This is a genomic window from Sphingomonas radiodurans, assembly GCF_020866845.1.
In the GTDB taxonomy this organism is placed as follows: Bacteria; Pseudomonadota; Alphaproteobacteria; order Sphingomonadales; family Sphingomonadaceae; genus Sphingomonas; species Sphingomonas radiodurans.
Window position 1 is genome coordinate 3,414,924 of the sequence record NZ_CP086594.1, and the last position, 17,813, is coordinate 3,432,736.

Annotated in this window: 18 protein-coding genes and 1 tRNA gene; 15 read left to right on the top strand and 4 right to left on the bottom strand. The window is 65.7% G+C overall.

Annotated elements, in window-relative coordinates:
* Positions 1 to 54 precede the first annotated feature (54 nt).
* Complete coding sequence (locus tag LLW23_RS16120) at positions 55 to 378, top strand: TIGR02300 family protein (protein ID WP_228946503.1); 324 nt, start codon at positions 55 to 57, stop codon at positions 376 to 378.
* Positions 379 to 453: 75 nt separating this feature from the next.
* A tRNA-Ala gene (locus LLW23_RS16125) sits at positions 454 to 529 on the top strand.
* A 2-nt stretch (positions 530 to 531) separates the two neighbouring features.
* Here LLW23_RS16125 and LLW23_RS16130 read toward each other — a convergent pair.
* Both LLW23_RS16130 and LLW23_RS16135 read right to left on the bottom strand, forming a co-directional pair.
* Positions 532 to 2,787, bottom strand: a complete 2,256-nt coding sequence (locus tag LLW23_RS16130) for a M28 family metallopeptidase (RefSeq protein WP_228946504.1) — start codon at positions 2,785 to 2,787, stop codon at positions 532 to 534.
* Between the two features lie 97 nt (positions 2,788 to 2,884).
* Positions 2,885 to 4,195 carry a DUF5690 family protein gene (locus LLW23_RS16135; RefSeq protein ID WP_228946505.1) on the bottom strand — a complete coding sequence of 437 codons (1,311 nt, stop codon included), beginning with the start codon at positions 4,193 to 4,195 and terminating at the stop codon, positions 2,885 to 2,887.
* A gap of 196 nt (positions 4,196 to 4,391) precedes the next feature.
* On the opposite strand from LLW23_RS16135, the gene LLW23_RS16140 reads away from it, so the two are divergent.
* A complete protein-coding gene (locus tag LLW23_RS16140; protein WP_228946506.1) occupies positions 4,392 to 6,461 on the top strand; it encodes an NADPH-dependent 2,4-dienoyl-CoA reductase in 2,070 nt (689 codons plus the stop codon).
* 171 nt (positions 6,462 to 6,632) lie between these two features.
* Here LLW23_RS16140 and LLW23_RS16145 read toward each other — a convergent pair whose 3' ends face one another.
* Positions 6,633 to 8,084, bottom strand: coding sequence for an NAD-dependent succinate-semialdehyde dehydrogenase (locus tag LLW23_RS16145; protein ID WP_228946507.1), 1,452 nt, complete (start codon positions 8,082 to 8,084; stop codon positions 6,633 to 6,635).
* A gap of 123 nt (positions 8,085 to 8,207) precedes the next feature.
* Here LLW23_RS16145 and LLW23_RS16150 point away from each other — a divergent pair, with 123 nt between their 5' ends.
* From LLW23_RS16150 to LLW23_RS16165, 4 genes are read left to right on the top strand one after another with little or no spacing between them, the layout of a single operon-like run.
* The gene (locus tag LLW23_RS16150) at positions 8,208 to 8,579 is read left to right on the top strand and encodes a hypothetical protein (RefSeq protein ID WP_228946508.1); all 372 of its coding nucleotides are present in this window, start codon (positions 8,208 to 8,210) and stop codon (positions 8,577 to 8,579) included.
* The gene (locus LLW23_RS16155) at positions 8,576 to 10,147 is read left to right on the top strand and encodes an ATPase domain-containing protein (RefSeq protein WP_228946509.1); all 1,572 of its coding nucleotides are present in this window, start codon (positions 8,576 to 8,578) and stop codon (positions 10,145 to 10,147) included. The genes LLW23_RS16150 and LLW23_RS16155 overlap by 4 nt, the downstream gene beginning before the upstream one ends.
* Positions 10,144 to 10,893: a sensor histidine kinase gene (locus tag LLW23_RS16160; protein WP_228946510.1), complete on the top strand. Its 750-nt coding sequence runs from the start codon at positions 10,144 to 10,146 to the stop codon at positions 10,891 to 10,893. Before LLW23_RS16155 ends, LLW23_RS16160 begins: the two co-directional genes overlap by 4 nt.
* A complete protein-coding gene (locus tag LLW23_RS16165; protein WP_228946511.1) occupies positions 10,890 to 11,258 on the top strand; it encodes a response regulator in 369 nt (122 codons plus the stop codon). The genes LLW23_RS16160 and LLW23_RS16165 overlap by 4 nt, the downstream gene beginning before the upstream one ends.
* Positions 11,259 to 11,265: 7 nt before the next feature.
* Here the strand turns inward: LLW23_RS16165 and LLW23_RS16170 are convergent, their stop codons facing one another.
* Entirely contained in the window at positions 11,266 to 11,799 is a 534-nt protein-coding gene (locus tag LLW23_RS16170; protein ID WP_228946512.1) for a GrpB family protein, read from the bottom strand.
* Positions 11,800 to 11,928: 129 nt separating this feature from the next.
* Between LLW23_RS16170 and bla the strand changes: the two genes are divergently transcribed.
* The 8 genes from bla (at position 11,929) to LLW23_RS16210 (ending at position 17,806) form a co-directional block, all read left to right on the top strand.
* Positions 11,929 to 12,780 (top strand): subclass B3 metallo-beta-lactamase, encoded by an 852-nt coding sequence (bla, locus tag LLW23_RS16175; RefSeq protein WP_228946513.1) that lies wholly within the window; start codon positions 11,929 to 11,931, stop codon positions 12,778 to 12,780.
* Positions 12,777 to 13,184: a GNAT family acetyltransferase gene (locus LLW23_RS16180; protein WP_228946514.1), complete on the top strand. Its 408-nt coding sequence runs from the start codon at positions 12,777 to 12,779 to the stop codon at positions 13,182 to 13,184. The genes bla and LLW23_RS16180 overlap by 4 nt, the downstream gene beginning before the upstream one ends.
* Positions 13,185 to 13,190: 6 nt before the next feature.
* Positions 13,191 to 13,553, top strand: coding sequence for an arsenate reductase (locus LLW23_RS16185; RefSeq protein ID WP_228946515.1), 363 nt, complete (start codon positions 13,191 to 13,193; stop codon positions 13,551 to 13,553).
* A 113-nt stretch (positions 13,554 to 13,666) separates the two neighbouring features.
* Positions 13,667 to 14,080: a VOC family protein gene (locus LLW23_RS16190; protein WP_228946516.1), complete on the top strand. Its 414-nt coding sequence runs from the start codon at positions 13,667 to 13,669 to the stop codon at positions 14,078 to 14,080.
* 274 nt (positions 14,081 to 14,354) lie between these two features.
* Positions 14,355 to 14,789: a hypothetical protein gene (locus LLW23_RS16195; protein WP_228946517.1), complete on the top strand. Its 435-nt coding sequence runs from the start codon at positions 14,355 to 14,357 to the stop codon at positions 14,787 to 14,789.
* Positions 14,790 to 14,812: 23 nt separating this feature from the next.
* Positions 14,813 to 15,673: a 3-methyl-2-oxobutanoate hydroxymethyltransferase gene (gene panB / locus LLW23_RS16200; protein ID WP_228946518.1), complete on the top strand. Its 861-nt coding sequence runs from the start codon at positions 14,813 to 14,815 to the stop codon at positions 15,671 to 15,673.
* A gap of 76 nt (positions 15,674 to 15,749) precedes the next feature.
* A complete protein-coding gene (locus LLW23_RS16205) occupies positions 15,750 to 16,487 on the top strand; it encodes a tetratricopeptide repeat protein (RefSeq protein ID WP_228946519.1) in 738 nt (245 codons plus the stop codon).
* The gene (locus tag LLW23_RS16210) at positions 16,484 to 17,806 is read left to right on the top strand and encodes an outer membrane protein assembly factor BamB family protein (protein WP_228946520.1); all 1,323 of its coding nucleotides are present in this window, start codon (positions 16,484 to 16,486) and stop codon (positions 17,804 to 17,806) included. Before LLW23_RS16205 ends, LLW23_RS16210 begins: the two co-directional genes overlap by 4 nt.
* Positions 17,807 to 17,813: the final 7 nt, after the last annotated feature.

Genomic DNA, 17,813 nt, shown 5'->3' on the forward strand with positions numbered 1-17,813 from the left:
CCACTTCGCGGGTTTGAACCCGTTGACAATCCCACCCGAAAGGCACGACGCGGCATGATCAAGCCGGAATGGGGCACGAAACGTACGTGCCCGAAATGCGCTACGCGTTTCTACGATTTGCAGAAGGACGATCCCATTAGTTGCATCGAATGCAACTATGCATGGCTTCCCGAGCCGATTCTAAAGTCCAAGCAGCCGATGCCGTTCGAGGCGGCGAAGGCCGAGAAGGCGACGCCTGATCGGGATCTTGCCGGTGACGACGAGAACGATCTGGTCGCCGACGAGGACGAGGAGCCCAGCGCAGACGACGAAGTCGATCTGGGCGGGGACGACGACCTCGGCGTCGACGCGCCGACCGACGAAGACGAGAACAACTGATCGAGTGCGGCAAGCGACCATCAGGTCGCTTGCCAATCCCGCAGCGCCCCGTTAGGGGGCGCTTCCCGGACGGATGGGGCCGTAGCTCAGCTGGGAGAGCGTTCGCATGGCATGCGAAAGGTCAGGGGTTCGATCCCCCTCGGCTCCACCATTTTACCGTCCTTCTACCGTGGCCCGCGCGAGATCCAGCCGCGCCGCATAGTCGGTCAGCACCTTTGCGGTCCGCTCGGTGTATTCGTTCGCATCGGCGAACCGGCGCTCCTCGATCGCCTCCCGAACGCCCGGCAGCGTCTTCGAACCATAGCCCGTGAAGCGCCCCGGCGCGTAGGCGAGGTTCTTGTACCACGGCCGCTCCGGCAATCCGCGTTCGTCGAGCAGCAGCTGATCGATATCGCGCAATTGCACCGAAAGCTTCGCGCGCCTGGCCGGGTCAAGCGACGCGCCACGATCGGACAGCGCCTGATCGAAGGCGCTCGCCGATTCGCGCAGCCGATCGACGGCCTCTTCCAGCGCCGCAAACTCGATGAACGGCGTGCGCTGCACGACAGCGGGCGCGCCGACCGGCTTCAGCGGATCGGACGCCAAGCGGAACGCGCCGTCCGCCATCAGCTTCTCGCGCTTGCGATCGCGCTCGCGGCGATTGCCCGCGAGCGTCTTCACTTCGCCGAGATATGCGCCCATCGCCGTCGCGAAATCGCCGTAGCGCGTCACCGGCAGATCGGCATCGGTGATCCGCAGGACCATCCGCCCGACAACCTTCGACAATGCCGCGCCGTATTTCAGCCCGGGATCGTCGAACGTCGTCATGTGATGGAACGAGTCGTACGCCGAGTGATAAACCCCGCCGCTCTCGTCTTCCCCGCCGAAGCCAACGTTGAGCGACGGCACGCCGAGATGGTGCACGAACGCGGCATAATCCGATCCCGATCCCAGCGGGCTGATCGGCAGATCGGCGCCTGCCTCCGCCGCGTCGATGGCGCGCTTGTTTGACCCGCCCTGGTCCTCGAACGCTTCCGCCAGCAACTGGCCGCGCATGCGCTTCGAAGCGCTCACCCCCGTTTGCGGGTCGGTCACCGCCGCTGAAACGCTGTTCACCAGATGCTGATACGATGGGCTTCCCGCGGCATACAGGAACCCACGCCCATTGCTGTCGGTGTTGAGGTAGACCACCGCCTTCTTTCGCAGCTCGTCGGCATGCGCCTCGGCCCATTCGGTCGAGCCGAGCAGCCCCTCCTCCTCGCCATCCCAGCTGGCGTAGACGATCGTGCGCTTCGGCCGCCATCCCTGCTGCCACAAGGCACCGAGCGCCTTCGCCTCGGATAGCATCGCGCTATGCCCCGACAGCGGATCGGACGCGCCGAACACCCAAGCATCGCGATGATTGCCGCGCACCACCCATTGATCCGGCATCTGCGCGCCGGGCAGCTTGGCGATCACGTTGTGGACCGGCGTCAGCGCCCAGTTCGATTTCACCGCGAGATGCACCGACACGCCGCCACCGCCGCCGATATGATAGGTGATCGGCAGCCCGCCGCGCCATTTTTCGGGTGCCACCGGCCCGGTCAGCTGCGCCAGCAGCTTCTGCGCATCGCCATACGACATTGGCAGCGCCGGGATCTTCAGGATCGTCGCCGCCGCCGCCCGGTCGAGCCGCTTTGCACCCGGCACGGCGCCGCGCCCCGGCGTCAGCGGGTCGCCGGGGTGGATCGCCATGTCCAGCACCGACCCGCGCTGCACCGCCGCAGGTGGACGAGCGCCTCCTTCGGGATAGACGTCGCCCTGGCCGTAGCCATCGTCCTTGGGATCGGAATAGATGATGCAGCCTATGGCGCCATGGTCCTGCGCCAGCTTCGGCTTCAGCCCGCGCCAGCCACCGCCGTAGCGCGCGATCACGATCTTGCCCTTCACGTCGATCCCGCGCCGCGCCAGCGCGGCATAATCGTCGGGCATGCCATAGTTCACATAGACCAGATCGCCCGTGACATCGCCGTCGCCCTGATAAGCGACGTACGGCGGCAGCGCCTTGGAGAGATCGGCCGACGTCGGATCGTCCGCCACCGCCGGCTCCTGCCCGCCGAGTACGACGCGCTCGGGCGTGATCATCTCGACCGTCGTGGAGATCGGCGTCGGGAACAGGACGTCGAACGTCTCGATCCGCGCATCCCAGCCCCATTGCTTGAACAGCGCGAGCGTCGCCTCGGCGTTGGCGCGGCCCTTCGGCGAGCCGACATGGTGCGGCGCCGACGCCATGTCCTTCATCCAGACGAGCTGATCCTCCGAGCTGACGCTGGCATCGAACGCCGCCTCGCGAGCAGTGTCGGGTTCGCTCTGCGCCGCGACAGGAGATGTCATCGTCAAAGCCGCTACGCCGGCGAGCAACCCTGCGAGCATCTTGGTGCGCTTGATCATTCCACCCCCAATTTACAGTTCTGACGGCGAGCATGCGCCGCCGACCGGCGGCTTTCAACCTCGGGAGGGACGACATCCGCAACGACACGGTTGTCGCTCAGGCGCTTGTCGCTCCGTGCGCCGCCGCGCGCACGCGGCGCGCGAAATAGACCGCGCTAATCCCAGTCAGCACCACGCCCCCAACTGACGTCACCAGCGCGCCGCGCTCGAAGAAGGTCAGCCACGGCAAGTCGCCGGTGAACAGGTTGCGGAACAGCAGCAGCGCGATGCTGCCGACATAGCCCGCGGCATCCGCGACATAGATCAGGAACCCCGCCGTTCCCGGCTGCCGCGCGGCGGCGATCAGCCGATCGAACAGCATCGCGTTGAACGGCGTATAGGCGAGGTACAGCCCCGCGCCGGACGCGATCATCCAGCCGATCGGCGAGAGCAGCCCGGCCTGGAACGCCAGCGTCGATGCGCCGATCAGCGCCGCACCCCCGCCGATGATCAAATGCATCGCCGCCAACGCTCGCGCATTGTTGCGCACCGTCATCAGGCTGGCGAGCGCGAGCAGCGTGATCGCCGCAACCGGCAGCTCGCTCGCGGTGAACACGCCCGAGACACCCTGATAGCCCAATTCGCGCCACAACTCGGCAGCAAAATTGTCGCGGAAGTCGCGCAGCGCGGTGAACAGCACGTAGCCGCCGACCAGCATCGCGAGTCCGGGCCCGTACCGCCGCAGGAACGCGCGCCGCTCGTCCGCGAACATCGGCCCGCGCAGCGTCCGCGCCGCGACATCGGCGGCGTCGGGCGGCGGCATCCGCGCGAGCAGCAGCGTCGAGCCGACCAGCAGCGGCATGAACAGCACGCCCGTCGCCGCCGGCATCCACCATTCGCTCACGCTGAACGATGTCATCAGCCACACCGCGACCGACTTCACCAGCCCAGACGAGACGATGAAGCTCGCGCACAGGATCGCGTTGAGCAGTTCCGAGGTGCGTCGCCCCTCCATGTAGCTGAACACCAGCCCCCAGATCAGCCCGAGCGGCATCCCGTTAAGGAACAGGGCGAGAATCTTAAGCCACAGCGGCGCTACCGCGAACAGCACCAGCGCTGCCCAGGAGGCGCCGATAAGCCCAAGGATCGCCGCCGCACGCCGCCGCCCGTCGAGCTCGGCGATCAGCTTGATGCCGATCATCTTCGCCAGCGCGTAGCCGGCGACCTGCGCGATCACGAGAACGACCTTGAAGTCGATTGCCGCGCTCCAGCCGGCAACATCGTCATAGGCGGCAGCGGCGAAGGGTTTGCGGAACGCAAACATCGAAAGATATACGCAGAACGCGGCAACCGCCCCCAGCAGGATCGGCGCATCCAGGCGGGGCCGGGTAGGGGGCGTCACCCCCGATGTCTGGTCGATCGTGCTCATCCGGCACCGGCATGGATCAATCGATCGCTCCGGTACAGGGCACTCGAGGAAGCACCGCCGCTCCACCGCCGTGCCCATGCTCGCGTAATAGGCGTCGCGATGTCAGAGGGGGCGCCAGCGATATCGTGTTTCAATTTTATGCTTTTGCAGACGCTCGCCACACTGCAAGGTGCCCCAAAATCTAGGAGAGATACCGATGGCAACGTCGCTGCAGCGAAACCACGTGGAGCCCTGGCCGGGCCTGTCCGCCTACCCGCATGTGTTCGCACCCCTCCGCATCGGCAATGTCGCGCTGAAGAATCGCATCATCATGGGCTCGATGCACACCGGGCTCGAGGATCTGCCCGACGCCGCCGAGCGCCTGACCGCCTATTTCGTCGAGCGTGTGCGCGGCGGCGTGGGGATGATCATCACCGGCGGGTTCAGCCCGCACGAAACCAGCGGCCGCGGCGCGAAGCTTACCGGTTCCAGCGAACTGCCATTGCATCGCACCGTCACCGATGCGGTCCATGCCGCCGATCCCGACGTGAAGATCTGCATGCAGATCCTCCATTCCGGCCCGCTCGCGCATACCAGCGCCTGCGTCGCGCCGTCCGCGGTCAAATCGCGCATCGGCCGCCACGTGCCCAACGAGCTCGACGAGGCCGGAATCGAGGAACAGATCGAAGCCTTCGTTCGCTGCGCCGCGCTCGCCGAAGAGGCGGGGTATGACGGCGTCGAGATCATCGGATCGGCCGGCTATCTCATCTCGACCTTCCTCGTCGGCAAGACCAACTTGCGCACCGATCGCTGGGGCGGCAGCTGGGAAAACCGCACCCGCTTCCCGCTCGAGATCGTCCGCCGCACCCGCGCCGCGGTCGGCCCGGATTTCCTGCTGATCTTCCGCATTTCGGCGATGGACATGCTCGAGGGCGGGCTGGCGTGGGAAGAAGTGGTCAGCCTCGCCAAGGCGCTGGAGGCCGCGGGGGTGGACGTCGTCAGCAACCACTTCTGCTGGCACGAGAGCTTCGTTCCCACCATCGCCACGATGGTTCCGCGCGCTGCCTTCACGCGCGTGACCGGACGGTTGCGCCACGAGCTGTCGGTGCCGCTCATCACCAGCAATCGCATCAACACGCCCGAGGTGGCCGAAGAGGTGCTAGCGCGCGGCGACGCGGACCTCGTATCGCTTGCCCGCCCGATGCTCGCCGACCCCGATTTCGCGGTAAAGGCGCTCGAAGGCCGCGCCGACGAGATCAACACTTGCATCGGCTGCAACCAGGCCTGCCTCGATCATACCTTCAGCGGCCAGCTCACCTCGTGCCTCGTCAACGCGCGCGCGTGCCGCGAGACCGAACTGAACTACCCCGCCGTGACCACCCCCAAGCGAATCGCCGTGGTCGGCGCCGGCCCCGCCGGCCTCGCCTTCGCCAACATCACCGCCGGTCGCGGCCACAAGGTGACGCTGTTCGACGCCGCGGACGAAATCGGCGGGCAGATCAACCTCGCCAAGCAAGTGCCCGGCAAGGAAGAATTCTACGAAACGCTGCGCTACTTCGGCCGGATGATCGAGAAGGAGGGCATCGACCTCAAGCTTTCGACCTATGTCGATGCCGAGACGCTAGTCGCCGGCGGCTATGACGAGATCGTCATCGCCACCGGCATTCAGCCGCGCGTTCCCGCGGTCGCCGGCATCGATCACCCAAAGGCAGTCAGCTACATCGACGTGCTGCGCGGCGAGGCCGCCGTCGGCGAGCGCGTCGCGATCATGGGCGCGGGCGGCATCGGCTTCGACATCGCCGAATTCGTCACCCACGCCGGCCCGTCGAGCGCAATCGACGTCGAGGTGTTCGCCAAGGAATGGGGCATCGACTTCGACAATCATCCGCGCGGCGGCGTCACAGGCGTGACGCCGCACGTCGCTTCCAGCGGCCGCAATGTCACGATGATGCAGCGCAAGGCGACGGGGCTCGGCAAGTCGCTCGGCCGCACCACCGGCTGGACGCACCGCATCAAGCTGCAGCGCCGCGATGTCGCGATGCTTTCGGGCGTCGACTATGTCGCGATTGACGATGAAGGCCTGCACCTCACCGTCAACGGCGAGCCGCAGACGATCCCGGCCGACACGATCATCGTCTGCACCGGCCAGGACAGCGCCACCACGCTCCACGATGAGTTGGTAGCGCGCGGCCATGCCCCCCGCCTGATCGGCGGCGCCTCCGACGCCTCTGAACTCGACGCCAAGCGCGCGATCAAACAGGCATCGGAACTTGCGGCGGTGATTTAGGGAGGATTGCCTACACCCCAACCGTTCGTGCTGAGGAGGTGCTGAGCCGCAGGCGAAGTGCCGTCTCGAAGCATATGCCCAGCGCATGCCCTTCGAGACGGGACCTCGCTGTCGCTCGGCACCTCCTCAGGGCGAACGGAGTCCCTTACACCGAACACGAACGCCGCATCCCTAAAGCCCCAAACACAAATACTTGATCTCCAAAAAATCCTCGATCCCATACCGCGACCCCTCGCGCCCGAGACCCGACGCCTTCACCCCGCCAAACGGCGCCACTTCGGTCGAGATCAACCCCGTATTCACCCCGACAATCCCCGCCTCCAGCGCCTCGCCGACGCGCCAGATCCGGCCGATGTCGCGCGCGTAGAAATACGCCGCGAGCCCGAACGGCGTGTCGTTCGCCATCGCGATCACGTCGGCCTCGTCGTCGAAGCGGATGATCGGCGCGAGCGGCCCGAACGTCTCCTCCTGCGTCACGATCATCGCGCGCGTCACGCTGGTCAGCACCGTCGGCTGGAAGAAGCGCCCGCCCAGCACGTCGCGCGCGCCACCAAGCACCAGCGTCGCGCCCTTGGCGGTGGCGTCGGCGATATGCGCCTCCACCTTGCGCACCGCTGCCTCGTCGATCACCGGTCCGATGTCCGTCCCGTCAGCATCGCCCGCGCCGATCCGGAGCTTGGCGACCGCAGCGGTGAACTTCGCCACGAACGCGTCATGCACTCCAGCCTGCACGTATATCCGGTTGGCGCACACGCAGGTCTGCCCCGCGTTGCGGAACTTGGACTGGATCGCGCCCGCCACCGCCGCATCGAGATCGGCGTCGTCGAACACGATGAAGGGCGCGTTGCCGCCCAGCTCAAGGCTCAGCTTTTTGATCGTCGGCGCGCACTGCGCGAACAGCTTGGCGCCAACCTCGGTCGATCCGGTGAAGCTCAGCTTGCGCACCACCGGGCTTTGCGTCAGCGCCGCACCAATCTCGGTCGAGCTGCCGGTGACGATGTTGAGCAGCCCGTCGGGAAGCCCCGCTTCCTGCGCCAGCACGCCCAGCGCCAGCGCGGTGAACGGTGTCTGCGTGGCAGGCTTCACCACCACGCCGCAGCCTGCCGCCAGCGCCGGCGCGATCTTGCGCGTGATCATCGCCGCCGGGAAATTCCACGGCGTGATCGCCGCGACGACGCCGATCGGCTGCTTCAGCACGATGATACGCTTGTCGCCGGCATGGCTCGGGATCACGTCGCCATAGACGCGCTTGGCCTCTTCACCGAACCATTCGATGAAGCTCGCCGCATAAGCGATTTCGCCGCGCGCCTCGGCCAGCGGCTTGCCCTGCTCCTGCGTCAGCAGCGCCGCCAGCGGTTCCTGATGCGCCACGATCAGGTCGAAATAGCGCCGCAGCACCACCGCGCGCTCTTTCGCCGTCCGCGCCGCCCACGGCCCCATCGCGCGCTGCGCCGCCGCGATCGCGCACTCGGTGTCGACCCGCCCTAACCGCGGCACCCGCCCGATCACCGCGCCGGTCGCCGGATCGTCGACGTCGATCCACGCGTCGCCCGTCACCCATTCGCCGTCGATCAGGCAGGCTTCGCGTTTCAGCGCGGCGGCGTCGAGGATCGGAATGGTCATGATGGGGGGCTCCGTCGGTGGCGGCATCGGCAACGTGGTTGAACACTTTGCCGAAAAGATCGAAGAGAGGTCATGTCGCTCGAAAGGAATCCACCTTTAGCAATACGAGCGCTGGCGCAACGCTTGCTGACCCTGGAGGGGCGGCCTGACGGCGCGACAGACGATCCGGCCGTTGAGACGGCGCGGGTGTTCGATCGTCTGCGTATTGCGCTCGCCCGGTTCGCCGGACCGGACGGGTTCGCCTCGCTGGTGCGACGGGCGCTCGCACTGGCGCGTGCCGAACATCCTTCGCTGCGACAGGTCTCGATGGCGGCGGATGGTTCGTTCGAAGGGCTGGAGCAGGGATCGGACGATGCGGTGCTCGCAGTAATCGCGCAGTTTCTGGGGCTTCTCGTCACCTTTGTCGGCGAGCCCCTCACGCTGCGGCTTGTTCGCGACGCATGGCCCGAAGCGTCGGTGGTAGATGACATCAGAGATACAAGGCCAATCGCATGAACACTGACAGGGCAGAGCAGGAGCGGGACCGGGTGCTGATCAGGCGCTTGCCCACCGGTGTCCCCGGCCTCGACGAAATCTTCGCCGGCGGGCTGCCGGAATATTCGTTCAACATCATCGCCGGCAACCCCGGCGGCGGCAAGACGACGCTGGCGCATCAGATCATGTTCGCCAACGCGACGGAAGAGCGCCCGGCGCTCTACTTCACCGTGCTTGGCGAGCCGGCCATCAAGATGCTGCGCTACCAGCAGCAGTTTTCCTTCTTCGACATGGCGAAGGTCAATGGCGCCATTCGCTTCATCAATCTCAGCCACGTCGTGATGGCGAAAGATCTCGGCGCGGTGCTCGATGCCATCGTCAAGGAGGTCGAGGAATCGAATGCCGGCATGGTCTTCGTCGATTCCTTTCGCACGATGCTGCGCGGCGGCCAGACCGACGCCAGCGGAATGGGCCTGCCGGATTTCATCCAACGCCTGGCGCTTTACCTCACCAGCTGGCAGGTCACGTCGTTCCTGATCGGCGAATATTCGGAGGCCGAGTTCCGCGACAATCCGGTCTTCACCGTCGCCGACGGCTTGCTGTGGCTCAATCAAAGCGTCGAGCGCAATTCGATCGTGCGCAAGATGCAGGTCATCAAGATGCGCGGCCAGAACACCGTTCCTGGCATGCACACCTTCCGCATCACCGACGATGGGGTTCAGACCTTCCCGCGCACCTTCGGCCTGACCGTCGAGTCGAGTAACGTCAAAGGCGAGCGGCGCCTGTCGACCGGCGTGCCCGGATTCGATGCGCTGTTGAACGGCGGTATTCCCGAGGGCGATAGTATGCTGCTCGCGGGCCCGTCCGGATCGGGCAAGTCGGTGCTGGCATCGCAATTTGCGGCCGAAGGCCTCCGTCAGGGTGAGCCGGCCGTTATCGTCATCTTCGAGGAGCTGCCGAAGGATTATATCCGGCGCGCGGGCAAGCTCGGCATCGATTTCGTGGCACCGCAGGATGCGGGTACGCTCAAGATCATCTACATCCGCCCGCTCGACCTTTCCGTCGACGAGACGGTCCACGAAGTGATCGCGGCGGTGAAGGAAATCGGCGCAAAACGCGTCGTGATCGATTCGCTGGTCGGCTTCGAAATGGCGCTCGCCCCCGATTTTCGCCACGAATTCCGCGAGTCGCTCTATCGGATGATCGGCGCACTCACCCGCACCGGGGCAACCGTCGTGAGCACCGTCGAGGTGGAAGAGACGTCCACCTCGATGGGCCTCAGCAACTACGCCATTTCATTCCTCACGGACGATATCGTTCGACTACGCTACGTCTCGATCGACGGGCAGTTACGCAAGATGATCATCGTGGTGAAGATGCGTGGCGGACCGCACAGCATTGATATGCACGAATATACGATCACCGACCGTGGCGTCGTGATCGGCGAGCCGCTCCGCGGTTATCGCGGCCTCATCAGCGGCATTCCCGAACCGCTGCCGTGGACGGCAAACGAACAGCAAGATCAGGATTTGGCGAGTCGCGCGCCCGACGATCCCGACGAACCGCATCTTCCAGGGAAAGCGAAATGACCGATCCCGCGCAGGACGCCGAGCACGATCAGCTCCTGCGCGATATGAACGATGCCCTGCTCGCGTCGTCGGTGCGTCAGCAGGAACTCGCCGAAAAGGCGCAGCTCGCCGAGGCAAAGATGGAGGTGATGGTAGCCGAGCTCCAGCACCGCACCCGCAATCTGATCGCCGTGGTCAGCGCGATCGCTAACCGGACAATGGCGCGCACTGGCCCGACCGAAGAATTCCGCACCCAATTCAACGCGCGGCTGGCGGCGCTCGCGCGGGTCCAGGGCCTGCTGTCCCGCACCGACATCGAGCCGATCACGATCGGCGCGCTGGTCCGCATGGAGCTGGACGCGCTAGGCGCCGACGCCTCCGACAGCAGAGTAACGCTCGATGGCCCCGATGTCGTGCTGCGAGACACCATCGTGCAGACGATGGCGCTCGCGATCCACGAGCTCGCAACCAACGCCCGCAAACACGGCGCGCTCGCGGCAGACGACCGGACGCTGACGGTAACGTGGTCGGTGCAGCAGGAAAACGACGCTGCCCCGCATCTAATTCTTGAGTGGGTGGAGGCGGGTGTCGGCCGCGCGCCGGGCGGTGAGGAAGACGCGCGTAAGGGCTATGGCCGTGAATTGATCGAGCGCGCGCTTCCCTATGCGCTCAACGCCAAGACGAGCTTCGATCTCAACGACGATGGCGTGCGGTGTACGATCGACCTCCCGCTCGTCGATCGCAATCGCAAACGAGACCTTGGGTGACGATCGAGAGCCAGGCGATGCTCGCTGGACGCACCGTGCTCGTGATCGAAGACGATTATTTCATCGCCGAGGACATGGCCTGCCAACTCGCTGCGAACGGCGCCGAGATCATCGGTCCGGCAGCGAGCGTGGATGCCGCAATGGCGCTGATCGAACAGACCGAGCGCATCGACGGCGCGGTCATGGACATCAATTTGCAAGGCCTGATGGCGTGGCCCATTGCCGACGCGCTGCTCAAGCGTGGCGTGCATTTCGTGTTCGCCACAGGCTACGATAGCGCTTCGATCCCGGCGCGCTACGCCGAGATCATCCGCTGCGAAAAGCCTGCCGATCCGAACAGCACCGCCAAGGCTTTGTTCGGCTAACGGGCGGTTAGGGCACTCGACCGACCCGCTGCGCTTCGGCCTCGACGCGCTTGATCCAGGCACTTTTGCACTCGGTATAGGCACCGCTATCATACGGATGTAGCGCGGCGCACCGCGCCTTCTCGCGCTCGTACTGCAAGGCGAGATCAGGGCTGCGACGCAGGTAATCGCGAAAGGCGAGATGCCGCGCGATCGCCGGGTCGCCGTGCGCGTAGCAATGAAGCTGGACGCGGCGCTCGCCGGTTTCCGGATCGCTCAGGGTGAAATAGCGCCGACCCACGAGGCCATATTCACCGCGGCAAGCATACCCCAGCGCGGCCACGCTAATCTGTGTGCCATCGAGCATCGCGAGGCTCCGCGTAACGCCGAGCAGGTCAAGCACCGGCTTGGCCGCGATGCCGGGGATCGAGGTCGAGCCGATATGATGAATGTCCAGGAAAGCCGAACCCGCGGCCCGGCAAAGGCGACCGATCTCATCCTCCGCCAACGCCGCCCAGCATGGATCGTGCGGCACAAGCCTGACGGGGCGCGGGTCCGACACGGTGAATTCCTGTCTCGGGCGCCAGTATTACGCGTCGCGCCTCCGGCGAGAGACTACCGAAGGCTTCGCGAACCGTCACGGCACACCGACGACTAGCCACTCGCACCCACCTCGATTACCCCCGGCCGCATGACGAGCGCCCCCCTGATCCGCACCGCCCTCGGGTTCGCAACTGCGGTGGCGACGCTCGCCGCCAGACCCGCCGCTGCGCAGAAAGATCCCCCCGCCTGGACTCGTCCGATCGCGCCATTCCCGATCATCGGCCCGATCGATTACGTCGGCACCGACGGGCTCGCAGCGTATCTGATCCGCACACCGGCTGGCGCGATCCTGATCGACGCACCGATGGAGGAGAATGCAGCGCTCGTCGAACGCGCGATCGTCGCGCGCGGGGTTAAGCTGTCTGACGTCAAATTTATCCTCCTCAGCCATGCACATTTCGACCACGCCGGCGGCCTCGCCGCTCTGAAGCGCGCTACCGGCGCCAAGCTAGTGGTCGGCGTCGGCGATGCCGCCGCGGTGAACACTGGCGTGCCGCCCGGCGAGACGAGCTACGGCGTCATCCGCTTCCCCGCCGCCAAGGTCGATCGCGCAATTCCCGACGGTGGCCGGGTGACGCTCGGCGGCATCACGCTTACCGCGGTCGCGACACCCGGTCATACGCCCGGCTGCACCAGTTGGTCGATGACTCTCCCGCACGAGGGCCGCCAATTCGACGTGCTGTTCGCATGCAGCGTCAGCGTCGCGGGCAACAAGCTCGTCGGCAACAAACGCTATCCACGGATCGTCGCCGATTTCCGCCGCAGCTTCGATCGGCTCGGCGCGCTGCAGCCCGACGTAGTCCTGCCGTTCCACCCCGAATCGGTCGACCTGATGGGTCGCGTCCGCCGCAACGCGCTGATCGACAAGGCCGTCCTGCCAAAGCTGGTCGCCGACGCCCGCACCGCCTTCGACGCCGATCTCGCCAAGCAGCGCAAATGATCACGCCAGCGACGCTCGCCGACGAAGCAGCGGTCGTCGCCCTGTGGGAAGCATGCGGCCTGACCCGCCCGTGGAACCCGCCCGAGCGCGACTTCCACCGTGCAGTCACCGGCCAGGCCTCCGCAATTCTGCTGCTCCGCGACCCCGATACCATCGCCGGCAGCGTAATGGTCGGCGAAGACGGCCACCGCGGCTGGGTCTATTACCTCGCCGTTGCGCCCGAGTGCCGTCGCGGCGGACACGGCCGCGCGCTGATGGTTGCGGCGGAGGAATGGCTCCGCGCCCGCGGCGTCGCCAAGCTCCAACTGATGGTGCGCGACGGCAACGAAGACGCGCTCGGCTTCTACGCCGCGCTTGGCTTCGCGCCCCAGCCGGTTGCGGTCCTCGGCCGTTTCCTCGATTGAAACGGCATGGAACCCACGATCTACGGCATCCCCAACTGCGACACCGTGAAGAAGGCCCGCACGTGGCTCGACACCCACGGCATCGCCTACCGTTTCCACGATTATAAGAAGGCCGGCGTCGACGTCGCGATCCTCGCCCGCGCGGTTGAACGGCTCGGCTGGGAAAAGGTGCTGAACCGCCAGGGCACCACCTTTCGCAAGCTGCCCGAGGCGGAGCGCTCCGACCTGGACGAAGCGCGCGCGATGACGATCATGCAGGCGCACCCGTCGACGATCAAACGCCCACTGCTGGTGTGGGGCGAGGTGATTCGAAGCGGGGTTCTCGGCGGAGCGGTATGCGGTGGTGTTTGGGGAGGAATGAGGCCATAACTGACGGCAGGGCTAAGGTGCCGCCGCAACTCGCGCGAGCGGCCACCGGCAGCGATTGATTAGTACGGACCGCGAACGCAGCAAACGGATCAGGACTCAGCTACGCAACTGGCATGCGCAACGCCGCCCCTGATTGGAAGGAAGAGACGATGTCGGATCCTCCTCTCGCGGAGATCACTTTCGGACGAGTCGCACCCGGGATCTGTGTTCGAGACATTCAGGCAGCACACGAATTCTATTCCCGCATCCTGGGTTTTCAGAAGGTCTTTGAAAACGGTGACCCGGTCGGATTCATGATCTTGGAGAAGGATCAAGCCGAAATCCATTTGAATCAGAAACCTGACCACACACCTTCGACCGTAAATGTCATGCACATGTTCGTCAGCGACGTAGCTGCACTTTACGCCGTTTGCGAGGCCCAGGGCGTGACGATCATTAAACGCCTCGCAGACAAGGATTACGGACAGCGGGCCTTTGTGTTCGCTGATCCTGACGGCAATCGGATCGACATAGGGGAAGACGTCTAATCCAGCGCTCTGCCACCGCTTCGCTCGAGCCTCCGCTAGGCGTGGAGGATCGAAGAGGACCGCCCGAACCTGTCCTACAGATTAGCGTTTGTGGCACACCGGCAGCATGCCCCACGCCACGCCCTCCGGCCCACCATCCGCCAATGTTGGGGCCCTCCGCAAACCCGCGCGACGTCCTCAACTTCCTCAACATTCGCGCGAACACGCCGAGCGCGAACATTGCATCCGCGCAACGAAAAGCGCAGCATCTCCGCGTCCGCCTGGGAGAGGAAGAATGGCCGTCACGCGTCGCCCCCAGGCATGGTTCTGGGTCGTCGTGGTCCTGCTGCTGCTGTGGCAGGCGATGGGGCTCTATTCCTTCTACGAGCATGTCGCGCATGGCCCTGCCGCGATGGGGGCGGTGCCGACCGACTATGATCGGCAGCTCTTCGCCTCGCTCCCGGGCTGGTATGTTTGGGTCTTCGGCATCGCGACCTGGGGGGCGCTCGCGACGGGCGTGGCGTTGATCCTGCGCCGGCGCGAAGCAGTCACGCTCGCGGCCATCTCGCTCTTGGCCACGGTAGTGATGTTCGGCTGGATGTTCCTCGCCACCGACATCATCGCCGCCAAGGGAGTCTGGACCACCTATTTCCCCGCCGTCATCATCATCGTCGGTGGCGTGAGCTTGTGGTTCGCGAACATGGTCAGGGCACGCGGCTGGATCGCGTGACGGGAAGCCGCTAAGCGCCCGCAATGTCCACGACCTTCACGATCGACAGCTCGACCAGCCGCGCCACGCCGGTATCCGCGCCGATGAAGCGGCTCACCGTGCCCGCGGTGCGCCGGCGCAAGGGTGGCGAGCCGCTGGTGATGCTGACCGCGTACACCGTGCGCACGGCGCAACTGCTCGATCCGCATTGCGACCTGCTGCTCGTCGGCGACAGTCTTGGCCAAGTGATCTACGGCCTGCCGTCGACGGTGCCGGTTACGCTCGAGATGATGGCGGCGCATGGCGCTGCGGTGGTGCGCGGCAGCTATCATGCGGTCGTCGTCGTTGACATGCCGTTCGGCAGCTACGAGGCGAGCCCCGAAAAGGCGTTCGAGAGCGCCGCCTGGCTACTCAAGCAGACCGGCGCCGCGGCGGTGAAGCTGGAAGGCGGCACCGCGATGGCCTCGACGGTGGCGTTCCTGTCGGAGCGCGGCATCCCAGTGATGGGCCACGTCGGTCTGACGCCGCAGGCGGTGAATGCCCTTGGTGGCTACGGCGCGCGCGGGCGATCCGAGGCGGAAGCGCAAAAGATCGTCGGCGACGCGCGTGCGGTCGCCGAGGCGGGTGCCTTCGCGATCGTGATCGAAGGCGTCGTCGAGCCGATCGCGATCGAGATCACCCGCTCGATCGACGTGCCCACGATCGGCATCGGAGCCTCCGCCGAATGCGACGGCCAGGTGCTCGTCACCGAAGACATGCTCGGCATGTTCGAGCGTACGCCACGTTTCGTGAAGCGTTACGGCGACATGGCCGGCTATATTGGCGAGCGCGCCGCCATGTACGCTGCGGAGGTGCGCAGCCGCGAATTTCCGAGCGCCGACCAGACCTACGCCCCCAAGCCGTGAGTCGCTTCCGTTTCGCAGGCGGCGCGGCTAAGGTCCGCGACCTTCCCCCCGCCTTTACCAAGTATCGGAGTAAGCCGTGGCGCTGACGCCGCAGAACAATCAAGCATTCCTGCGCGAAGTCGACGAGGAATTGCGCAAGGAACAAGCCGCAGCGCTCTGGAAGCGCTGGGGGCTGATCATTGCGATCGTGATCGTCGTCGGCCTGGCGTCGTTCGGCGGCTATCTCTTCTGGCAAAGCCAGCAGCGCGAGGCCGCCGGCCGCGATGGCGAACGTTTCCAGGCCGCGTGGGACGATCTGGCAGCGCAGCGCATCGAGAAGGCCTCGGCCCCGCTCGCCGCGCTCGCCCAGTCCAAGTCCGACGGCTATCGCGCCGCCGCCATGTTCACTCAGGCCGATCTGCTGCTGCAGAAGGACGATCTGAAGGGCGCCGCCGCAAAGTTCGGCGCAATCGCCGCCGACGAGTCACTTGGTGATCCGTTCCGCCATCTGGCGCTCGTTCGGCAGACGACCGCAGAGTTCGACACGCTGAAGCCCGATCAAGTGGTCGCCCGGCTGCGCGGGGTTGCAGTGCCGGAGAATGCGTATTTCGGCAGCGCCGGTGAACTGGTCGCATTGGCCTATCTGAAGCAGGGCCGCCGTGATCTCGCCGGGCGTCTGTTCGGCCAGATGGCGCAGGATGAAAAGGTGCCGCCGACGATCCGTCAACGGGCGGTTCAGATGGCAGGCGTACTGGGCGTGGATGCCGTGCCGGCGGAAGCCGGGTCACGGAGTGACGCGACGGACGGCGCGGTAGAAAGCAAGGCGAAGCAATGAAGAAATCGATTGCCGCACCGGTCGCGCTAGCGGCGCTGATGGGCCTCAGCGCCTGCGGTATTTTCAAGGGCGAGGGCAAGAAGACCCCGACGGTGGGTAATCGCGTGCCGATTCTGGTGTCCGAGAACGCTGCCGAGGTCGATCCTTCGCTCGCCGGCGTGCAAGTCCTGCTGCCTCCCGCCGAGGCGAACCCGGCCTGGGCGCAACCCGGGGGTAATGCCGCGAAGGCGATGGGGCATCTGGCACTCGGCGGTTCCCCGGCAGTCATCTGGAGCGCAACGATCGACGGCGGGACGAACCGTCAGCGGCTCGGTGCTGCGCCGGTGATCGGCGATGGCAAGGTGTTCGTCGTCGACGTCGAGGCGCAGGTTCATGCGTTCAACGCGGATACCGGTGCATCGATCTGGACCAGCTCAATCACGAAGAACGACGAGAACAAATCGGCGCGTTTTGGCGGCGGCGTCAGCTTCGATGGCACGCGTGTTTATGCCACCGACGGCCTCGGCGAGGTCGTAGCACTCAACGCCGCAGACGGCGTTGAGGCGTGGCGCGCCAAGCCCGGTGGCCCGCTCCGCGGCGCGCCGACGATCGCCAACGGCCAGGTCTATGTGCTGAGCCAGGACAATCAGCTGTTCGCGCTCGACCAGAACGACGGCAAGGTCGTGTGGACAGCCTCCGCCAGCGTCGAAACACAAGGCGTCTTCGGCGTCGCCGCCCCGGCTGCGGCCGCGGGGACGATCGTCGCCGGCTTCTCGTCGGGCGAGCTCAATGCGTATCGCTACGAGAACGGCCGCACCTTGTGGCAGGACGCGCTGTCGCGCACGAGCATCTCGACCTCGGTGTCGAGCCTGGCGGACATCGACGCCGATCCGGTGATCGCCGACGGCCGCGCTTATGCCGTGGGGCAGGGCGGGCGCATGGTGGCGATCGAGATCGCCACCGGGCAGCGCCTATGGGAGCAGAATTTCGCCAGCATCACCACGCCGTGGATTGCCGGCGAATGGCTGTTCGTGGTGACCGACGATGCCCGGCTCGTCTGCCTCTCGCGCGCCAACGGCAAGGTCCGCTGGATCGGCCAGTTGCGCGCGTTCAAGAATGAAAAGAAGAAGTCGAACGCATACACCTGGTTCGGCCCTGTGTTGGCAGGCGATCGGCTGTGGCTGACGAACTCGCGCGGCGAATTGGTCGGTGTGTCGCCGGCGGATGGCAGCGTTCAGGCCACGATCGACGCGGCCGATGCCTTTACCTTGCCGCCGGTGGTCGCGAACCAGACGCTGTTCGTGCTCGATCAGAAGGGCAAGCTTTCCGCATATAGGTGACGGCGGC